Annotated in this window: 8 protein-coding genes; 5 read left to right on the top strand and 3 right to left on the bottom strand. The window is 68.7% G+C overall.

The window, feature by feature from the left end:
• Positions 1-1,070, top strand: a 1,070-nt coding sequence (locus R6V09_RS39550; RefSeq protein WP_317886312.1) for a GGDEF domain-containing protein, incomplete at its 5' end; no start/stop codon positions are given.
• A gap of 254 nt (positions 1,071-1,324) precedes the next feature.
• Positions 1,325-2,863, top strand: a complete 1,539-nt coding sequence (hutH, locus tag R6V09_RS39545) for a histidine ammonia-lyase (RefSeq protein WP_317886314.1) — start codon at positions 1,325-1,327, stop codon at positions 2,861-2,863.
• Positions 2,864-2,905: 42 nt separating this feature from the next.
• Here the strand turns inward: hutH and R6V09_RS39540 are convergent, their stop codons facing one another.
• Positions 2,906-3,718, bottom strand: coding sequence for a hypothetical protein (locus R6V09_RS39540; protein ID WP_317886311.1), 813 nt, complete (start codon positions 3,716-3,718; stop codon positions 2,906-2,908).
• A 41-nt stretch (positions 3,719-3,759) separates the two neighbouring features.
• Complete coding sequence (locus R6V09_RS39535) at positions 3,760-4,053, bottom strand: hypothetical protein (RefSeq protein WP_317886313.1); 294 nt, start codon at positions 4,051-4,053, stop codon at positions 3,760-3,762.
• 130 nt (positions 4,054-4,183) lie between these two features.
• Here R6V09_RS39535 and R6V09_RS39530 point away from each other — a divergent pair, with 130 nt between their 5' ends.
• Both R6V09_RS39530 and R6V09_RS39525 read left to right on the top strand, forming a co-directional pair.
• A complete protein-coding gene (locus R6V09_RS39530) occupies positions 4,184-4,537 on the top strand; it encodes a hypothetical protein (RefSeq protein ID WP_317886310.1) in 354 nt (117 codons plus the stop codon).
• Between the two features lie 209 nt (positions 4,538-4,746).
• Complete coding sequence (locus tag R6V09_RS39525; RefSeq protein ID WP_317886309.1) at positions 4,747-5,997, top strand: L,D-transpeptidase; 1,251 nt, start codon at positions 4,747-4,749, stop codon at positions 5,995-5,997.
• A gap of 604 nt (positions 5,998-6,601) precedes the next feature.
• Here R6V09_RS39525 and R6V09_RS39520 read toward each other — a convergent pair.
• Positions 6,602-6,946: a hypothetical protein gene (locus R6V09_RS39520; protein WP_317886308.1), complete on the bottom strand. Its 345-nt coding sequence runs from the start codon at positions 6,944-6,946 to the stop codon at positions 6,602-6,604.
• Positions 6,947-7,122: 176 nt separating this feature from the next.
• On the opposite strand from R6V09_RS39520, the gene R6V09_RS39515 reads away from it, so the two are divergent.
• Positions 7,123-8,478 (top strand): ABC transporter permease (locus R6V09_RS39515; protein WP_317886307.1); only part of this gene is annotated, 1,356 nt, incomplete at its 3' end.

Here is an 8,478-nt window from a genome sequence, read left to right as displayed (position 1 = left end):
CCTGGCGGGCGGCGGCGTCGGGCGCGTGCCGGGCGCTGGACGGGAGTTTCGCGGCGCTGTCGGTGTGGGAGCGGGAGCTGGGGCGGTTGCGGGTCCTCGTCAACGTGGGGGAGCGGGCGGCGGGCGAGGAGGAGTTCCCGGACGGCGAGACCTATCCGGTGCACCAGTTCCCCGAGATCACCGAGTTCCTGCACGAGCGGTGGGCCGGCGGCGGTGAACCCAACGCGTGGGTCGAGACCGCCGAGGGTCCGGCGGCGGGCAGTCCCGGCTACTGCCACCAGCGCGTGGCTGCGCTACGGCGTCGTAGGCGCGGATGTTGTGTCGTCGCCCCGATCGTGCTGCACGGGCGGGCCTGGGGCGAGCTGTATGTGGCGCGGCCGGTCGGCGCGGCCGTGTTCGATCGGGGGGACGCCGATTTCGCGACGGTTCTCGCCTCCGTGGTGGCGGCGGGAATCGCGCAGACCGAGCGGCTGGAGGAGGCGCGGCGGCTCGCGTTCACGGACGCGCTCACCGGGCTCGCCAACCGGCGGGCCGTGGACGTGCGGCTCGACGAGGCGGTCGAGCGGCACCGGCGCGACGGGGTCGTGGTCAGCCTCGTGGTGTGCGATCTCAACGGGCTCAAGCGCGTCAACGACACCCGGGGCCACGCGGTCGGTGACCGGCTGCTCGAACGCTTCGGGTCGGTGCTGTCGCTGTGCGGGGCCATGCTGCCGGGCGCGCTCGCCGCGCGGCTCGGCGGGGACGAGTTCTGTCTGCTGGCGGTCGGGCCGCCCGCCGACGAGGTGGTCGACGCGGCGGGTGAACTGTGCCGCCGGGCCGCCGAGTTGGAGTTGGGTGAAGGTGTCGCGTGCGGGGTTGCGTCGACCGAGGATCCGATCGGGGCGGTGCGGTCCGGGCGGCGGTTGTTCCGGCTGGCGGACGCGGCTCAGTACCGTGCGAAGGCGCTGCGCGCGGACCGGCCGGTGGTCGCCGGGCGGGACGGGCCGGATGATCCTGTGGTGCGGCTCGCGGACTCGCCGACCCCGGAGATGCCGGCGGAGCGGCGGCGGTTCCGGGGGCGGCGGGCGTGATGGGCGGGGGCGCGTGCGGTTCGTTGTGGGTCGGCGCCGCGTCGGGGGGTATCCGTCCTCGGAACGGCGCGGAATCGGGTGCTCAAGAATGTGGCGGTGTTGACGCGCCAACCGCTGCGGGCGGACACCCCCCGACACGTCGCCTTGCCGCCGTACGCGGTTGGCGGCCCGCTCGGTGACCCATCTGTAAGGGTCTAAGTGGGCACCCGGTAGTGACACTGTCGCATTCAATGCGTACGCTCCTGAATATGGATATGCACACTGTGGTGGTGGGGACGTCCGGGGTCACCGCGTCCGACGTCCTCGCCGTGGCGCGTGGGGGCGCCCGGATCGAGCTTTCGGCCGAGGCCGTCGCGGCGCTCGCCGCGGCGCGGGAGATCGTGGACGCGCTCGCGGCCAAGCCGGAGCCCGTGTACGGGGTGAGCACCGGGTTCGGGGCGCTGGCGTCCCGGCACATCAGCCCGGAGCTGCGGGCACAGTTGCAGCGCAATATTGTTCGTTCGCATGCCGCCGGGATGGGGCCGCGTGTGGAGCGGGAGGTCGTGCGGGCGCTGATGTTCCTGCGGTTGAAGACCGTCTGCTCGGGGCACACCGGTGTGCGGCCCGGGGTCGCGCAGACCATGGCCGATGTGCTGAACGCCGGGATCACGCCCGTCGTCCACGAGTACGGCTCCCTCGGCTGTTCCGGCGACCTCGCGCCGCTCTCCCACTGCGCGTTGACGCTCATGGGCGAGGGCGACGCCGAGGGGCCGGACGGGGTCGTGAGGCCTGCTGGTGAGCTGCTTGCGGAAGCCGGGATCGCGCCTGTCGAGCTGCGCGAGAAGGAGGGCCTTGCCCTTCTCAATGGCACCGACGGCATGCTCGGCATGCTGGTCATGGCCCTCGCCGACCTCGACATGCTGTACAAGTCCGCCGACGTCACGGCTGCGCTGTCGCTGGAGGCGCTGCTCGGCACCGACAAGGTGCTCGCGCCCGAGCTGCACGCCATCCGCCCCCACCCCGGGCAGGGTGCCAGTGCCGCCAACATGCTTGCCGTGCTTGCCGGTTCGGAGCTGACCGGGCACCACCAGGACGGCGCGCCCCGCGTCCAGGACGCCTACTCGGTGCGGTGTGCTCCGCAGGTCGCCGGTGCCGGGCGGGACACGATCGCGCACGCACGGCTCGTCGCGGAGCGGGAGTTGGCGTCGGCCGTCGACAACCCCGTGGTGCTGCCCGACGGTCGGGTGGAGTCCAACGGCAACTTCCATGGCGCGCCGGTGGCTTACGTCCTCGACTTCCTCGCGATTGCCGCCGCCGACCTCGGCTCGATCGCCGAGCGCCGGACCGACCGGCTGCTCGACAAGAACCGCTCGCACGGACTGCCCCCGTTCCTCGCCGACGACGCCGGTGTCGACTCCGGGCTGATGATCGCCCAGTACACGCAGGCCGCGCTGGTCAGCGAGATGAAGCGGCTGGCCGTACCGGCCTCCGCCGACTCGATCCCGTCCTCCGCGATGCAGGAGGACCACGTCTCCATGGGCTGGTCGGCCGCGCGCAAGCTGCGCACCGCCGTCGGCAACCTCACCCGGATCATCGCGGTGGAGCTGTACGCGGCCACGCGTGCCGTGGAGTTGCGCGAGGGGCTGTCCCCGGCGCCCGCGTCCCGGGCGGTCATCGACGCCGTACGGGCGGCGGGGGTGGAGGGTCCGGGACCGGACCGCTTCCTGTCTCCCGACCTGGCCGCGGCGGAGGCGTTCGTGCGCGACGGGTATGTGGTGGAGGCCGTGGAGAAGGTCACCGGGCCGCTGCTGTAGGGCAGTTGGGGCCCGGTCGTGGCAACGGCCGGGCCCCGTACGTCACTTCAGCTTGGCGGACTGCGCGGTGACCACCGCGGCCGGGACCGTGTAGGCCTTGCCGGCGACCATCGCGCCGAGGTTCATCGTGTAGTACGTCGCGAGGACGTTCCCGTGGCGGACGACCTCGGCGTGCACGACGGAGGACTTGCCGTCCGCTTCGTCCACCTCGCCGTACGCGGCGTACGCCACCGACTCGTCGCCGGTCCCCGAGCCCTTCTCGGCGGTGATCCTGGTGAACTTCTGCTCCTCGCCGCCGGCCTTGGCCGTGAAGCCGCCGGTGCAGCCCGCGACCGCGTCGGACACGGCCTTGACGGCCTTCTGGGCGCCGTCGCCGTCGTACGACGAGAGCGCGACGACCGTGACGTCGACACTCATGGAGTCGGTGAGCGCCTTCTCGATGTCGGCGTCGCTCATGTTCTCCAGGTCGGCGGAGGCGGTGGCCGCGGGCTTCTTGTTCGCGGTGGCCATGCGGTTGGTCTCCGCGGGCGCGTCGGTCGGGGCGAGGCCGCTCATGACGTAGAGAAGGGGCTTGCACTTCGCGTCGGCCTTGATGCCGGCCCTGCCGCCGGGGACCGACTCGGTGACCGCCGCGACCTTGTAGCCGTCGACGTCGCCCTGGGCGAGGATCAGCTTCTTCAACTCGGCGGCGGAGAGCGCCTTCGCGGAGCTGGTGGTGCCGCTGTCCTTGGCGTCGTTCGTGGCGTTGCTCTTGGCGCTGTCCGAACCGCCGTCGGAGCAGCCGGTGATGAGGGCCAGCGACAGTGCGCCCACCGCGACGGTGACGCACAGCCGTATGCCCGATGTTCTCTTCATGAGCGGACTATGAAGCTTAAGTCAAGCAATCGTCAAGCGAGTTAAAACCCGAGGCGCTCCCGTCGTACCGAATACGCCACGAAACCGGCGCCGAGACCGAGGAAAATGGTCCCGCCGATGATGTACGGCGTGGTGTCCGGGCTTCCGGTGTCGGCGAGTTGGGTGTCGTCCGAGTAGGTGGTGACTGCCGTCGAGGTCACCCTTGCCTGCTGGGTGACCTGGGAGGTTGGCGTCGCCGAAGTCTCCACTCTCACCTGGTCGGTCACCGTCGCGTTGGCGGAGGGGACGAACCACAGGGCGCCCAGCAGGGTGCCCGCGGCGGTGGCGGTCAGCATCGTTCGGCGAGCGGTTGACACGGAATATCGATCCCCTTGTGGCGCTGGCGAATTGGCCGTGTGGAGCGATGCTAATGAACTCTGCGGGTCGTGGGAAAGTCGCGGGAGCTGTGGGCCGTACGCTCCCGGCATGACCACTCCAGAGACATCACGTTTTGTACGCCTTCGTGTCGAACTCGTTCTTGAAGTCGAGAACGAGGACGCCGTGACCAAGGCCGCGCTGGCCAAGATCGCCGACGATCCGGAACTGCCCGGTGACGAACGGGTGCACGCCGAGAGCGCTGTGACGGAAGACACCGCCGAGGCGCTCGCCTATCTCGTGGACCCGTTCGACCTGGTCGGTGAGATGCCCGGGGTCGAACTGGCCCAGGCCTCGTGGAGCAGTGAGGAGATCGACTACGACCCGGATTCGCCGGATTGGGACCTCGACGAGGATGATGTCGACGGCGATGAGGAAGCAGACGGGACGGCAGTGGTCGGCTGAGCCGTGCGCGGGAGTACGTGACCCCGGGCGGCAACCGCTGTCCGGGGTTTCGTCGTCTCAACGGTTCCAGGCGTCACAGAGGACGTGGTGTGCCCCACACATAGTGGGTAGGCGGAACGGGACGCACCAGCCGTAGCGTTGGTTTCTTAAGAACTGTTTAACGGGGCGCTCGGGTTTTTGGTGATTCGGCAACGATGGAGAAGCGTGTGATGACGGACAGTAAGCGGCGCAAGGGTCTTGTGGCCGCGTCCGCACTGCTCGGCGGTGTGCTCGTGCTCACGGCGTGTTCCGGCAGCGACGACAAGTCGTCCGGAAGCGATTCGAGCCAGAGCTCACAGTCGAAGGCCGACGAGGCGGCGGCGAAGAAGTCGTCCGCGGCCCAGATCAAGATCACACCGGCGGACGGTTCGGACAACGCCTCCATCAACAACTCGGCAGCGGTGACTGTCAGCAAGGGCACGCTCACGGCCGTGACGATGACGACCGCGGACGGTACGGCCGTCGCGGGCACCATCTCCGCCGACAAGCTCAGCTGGAAGCCCAGCGCCCAGCTGGAGCGCTCGACCACCTACAAGCTCGCGGCCACCGCCAAGGACTCCGCCGGCCTCGCCGCCCACGAGAACGCCTCCTTCACCACGGTCTCCCCGGCCAACAGCTTCATAGGGAACTTCACTCCCGAGGACGGTTCCACGGTCGGCGTCGGCATGCCGGTCTCGATCAACTTCAACAAGGCGATCACCAACAAGGCCGCCGTGCAGAAGGGCGTCACCGTCACCTCCAGCAGCGGCCAGGAGGTCGTCTGCCACTGGTTCAACACCCAGCGCATGGACTGCCGCCCCGAGGACTACTGGAAGGAGAACTCCACCGTCACGCTGAAGCTCGCGCTCGACGGCGTCGAGGGCGCCTCCGGGGTCTACGGCGTGCAGCAGAAGACGGTCACCTTCCACATCGGCCGCAACCAGGTCTCGTACGTCGACGCGAAGACCAAGCAGATGAAGGTCGAGCAGGACGGCAAGGTCGTCAAGACCATCCCGATCTCGGCGGGCTCGCCCGCGAACACCACGTACAACGGCCAGATGGTGATGTCCGAGAAGTTCGTGCAGACCCGGATGAACGGCGCGACGGTCGGCTTCACGGACGACGACGGCAAGGGCGAGTACGACATCAAGGACGTCCCGCACGCCATCCGCCTCACCAGCTCCGGCACGTTCATCCACGGCAACTACTGGGGCTCGCCGTCGGTCTTCGGCAGCGTCAACACCAGCCACGGCTGCGTGGGCCTGCAGGACGTGAAGGGCGCGGGCGACAAGAACATGCCGGCGGCGTGGTTCTACAACAACTCGATCGTGGGTGACGTCGTCGTCATCTCCAACACGGGCGACAAGACGGTGGCACCGGACAACGGCCTCAACGGCTGGAACATGGACTGGGCCCAGTGGAAGGCGGGTTCGGAGGTCTGACCCGACCCGACCTACCAACTCCGCTTCGCTTGAAGGCGGTTGCCCCTGGCTGGGGGTGACCGCCTTTTCGTTGCCTGGCTCAAGTGGTCCACGGCATATGCGAGTTGCCGGTAATATCCGTCATATGACGCGCCCTCGGGTGCGCCTCCCTTGTTCCGGGTCCCGTCCCCTCGGGGCCCGGCCCGAAGCGAGGCGGTTCCGGGTACGAAAAAAGGCCGCCTCCCTGAGAAAAGGGAGGCGCACCCATGGGACGTCATGCCAGACCAAAGCTGACTCTTGTGTGTCGGTTCACCCGGTGGTTGCCGGAATCGTGGGCCAAGCACGTGAGGAGGTGGTGGCTCTGGTGGATCACCAGGTAGCCGGAGGCCCCCAGAAGTACTAGGGGCCTCCGAAGGCTCCTGAGTGAGCCTGAGCCCCTGTCACGGATACCCGCCGTGGCGGGGGCTCGTTCCTCTTCAACGACGACGATACCGGCTACGGCGTCTGCGGCAAGCCCGACTCGGGAACGGGGGTCGTGAGCGCGGTGATGAAGGGGTGCTCGACGCCCTGGCCGTGACGTGGGGCGTGGAGCAGGGTGCCGACCGCGAGACCGTGTGGTGTGTGCTCAGGGGGTGAGGAGAGTCCGAAGGCGCCTGATTTCTTCGACCAGTTGGGGGACTGCCTGCCTGGCCATGGCGATGAACGCCGCGTTCTCGTCCCAGCGTTCGTCGGCGCAGTCCACGTACCGGGGCTGCTGGACCAGCGTCGCCGCGATCAGTTCGCCGTGGTCGAATCCGGGCCACCGCTCGCCCTGTCCGGTGTCCTCGACGGTGCTGACCGCGACCAGGCTCATGGCGTAGTCGTCGTCGAGACTTCTGACGAACCACGGACCCGGCGTGGCGGCCGAGCACAGCTCGTCGATCGCGTCGAGATCGAGTTCCGGGCCAGGTGGGAGGGGGCTTCGCGTCATCCGGGGAATCTATCGGTGCCCCATGTCCCGCGCCTCCGAAAACACCGCGAAACGGGTTGTCCCGGGCCTCCGTTGACAGCCTCGCGGGGGGTCATTCTTTGCCCACGGACAGCCTTCTCATCGTTCTCTTATGTCGGCCTTATGGCATCATCACGCGCTGTACCTAGCTTGCGGCCATGTTCTTCACCTACTTGAGGCGCGAGTTGCGCCGCCGCAGAAAAGCGGCCCTCGTCGTCGCCTCCGGCCTCGCACTGGGCATTGCGCTGGTCATCGTGGTCAACTCCGTGTCCTCCGGCATGGGGAAGGCGCAGGACAAGGTCCTGCAGTCGCTGTACGGACTCGGCACGGACATGACCGTCACCAAGGCGGCCACGGCCAGCGCGAACAGTTCGCAGCAGCCGCGGTTCCAGTTCGACGCCAACAACAACGACGACAGCAAGACGCAGAGCAGTGACCGCGTCATGGTCCAGGGCTTCACGACGCTGGCCTCCACCACCGTCACCAAGGTCGCGGGACAGAAGGGTGTATCCGACGCCGTCGGCGGGCTCAGCCTCAACGTCGTCAAGGTCGACGGCCAGTTCACCCGGGGCCAGTTCCAGCAGAACCAGGGGAGCGGCACCACCGGAGGCGGCGGCAACCGCGGCGGTGCCACCGGCGCGCCGCAGGGCGAAGTCACCGGTGGTGGCGCCAACTTCAACATCAACTCGTACTCGGTCTACGGCACGGACGTCACCAAGCCCGCGCTCGGCCCGCTGACCTCCTCGAAGATCACCAGCGGCCGTACCTTCACCACCGCCGAGGCCAACTCGAAGGTCGTCGTCGCCGACTCGGCGTACGCCAAGACGAAGAAGCTCAAGGTCGGGTCCACGGTCACGATCAAGAGCGTCAAGTACAAGGTCATCGGGATCGCCACCGCGACCAGCGGTGACGCGGCGGCCAACCTGTACATCCCGCTGACGCAGGCGCAGACCCTGAGCGGTGACAAGAACAAGGTCACCACGATCTACGTCAAGGCGACCGACTCCAAGCAGATCTCGGCCGTCAAGAAGACCATCACGAGCAATGTCTCGGGTACGACGGTCACCACCTCCGCCGACCTGGCCGACACCGTCTCCGGGTCCCTGTCCACCGCCTCCTCCCTCGCCACCAACGTCGGCAAGTGGCTGTCGATCGCCGTCCTGATCGCCGCGTTCCTGGTCGCCGGTCTGCTCACCTCCTCGGCGGTCTCCCGCCGGGTGCGCGAGTTCGGCACCCTGAAGGCGCTCGGCTGGAAGTCGGGCCGGGTCACCCGGCAGGTGGTCGGCGAGGCCATCGTCAACGGTCTGGTCGGTGGCGTCCTCGGTATCGCGCTCGGCCTGGCGGGCGCGTACGTCGTGACCGCGATCAGCCCCACCCTGTCCGCCTCCCTCGGCAACTCGGCCGGTGGCGGCGCCCGGGCGGGCGGCAGACCCGGCGGTGGCGGCGGCTTCGGCGGCGGCCGACAGGCCGCGGCCAAGACGCTCGACGTCGCGCTCACCGCGCCCGTCAACGCC

Origin of the sequence: Streptomyces sp. W16, assembly GCF_033194735.1 — a bacterium.
GTDB lineage: Bacteria > Actinomycetota > Actinomycetes > Streptomycetales > Streptomycetaceae > Streptomyces.
The sequence above is the reverse complement of the archived record's forward strand: the minus strand, read 5'-3'. Positions and strand labels throughout refer to the sequence as shown.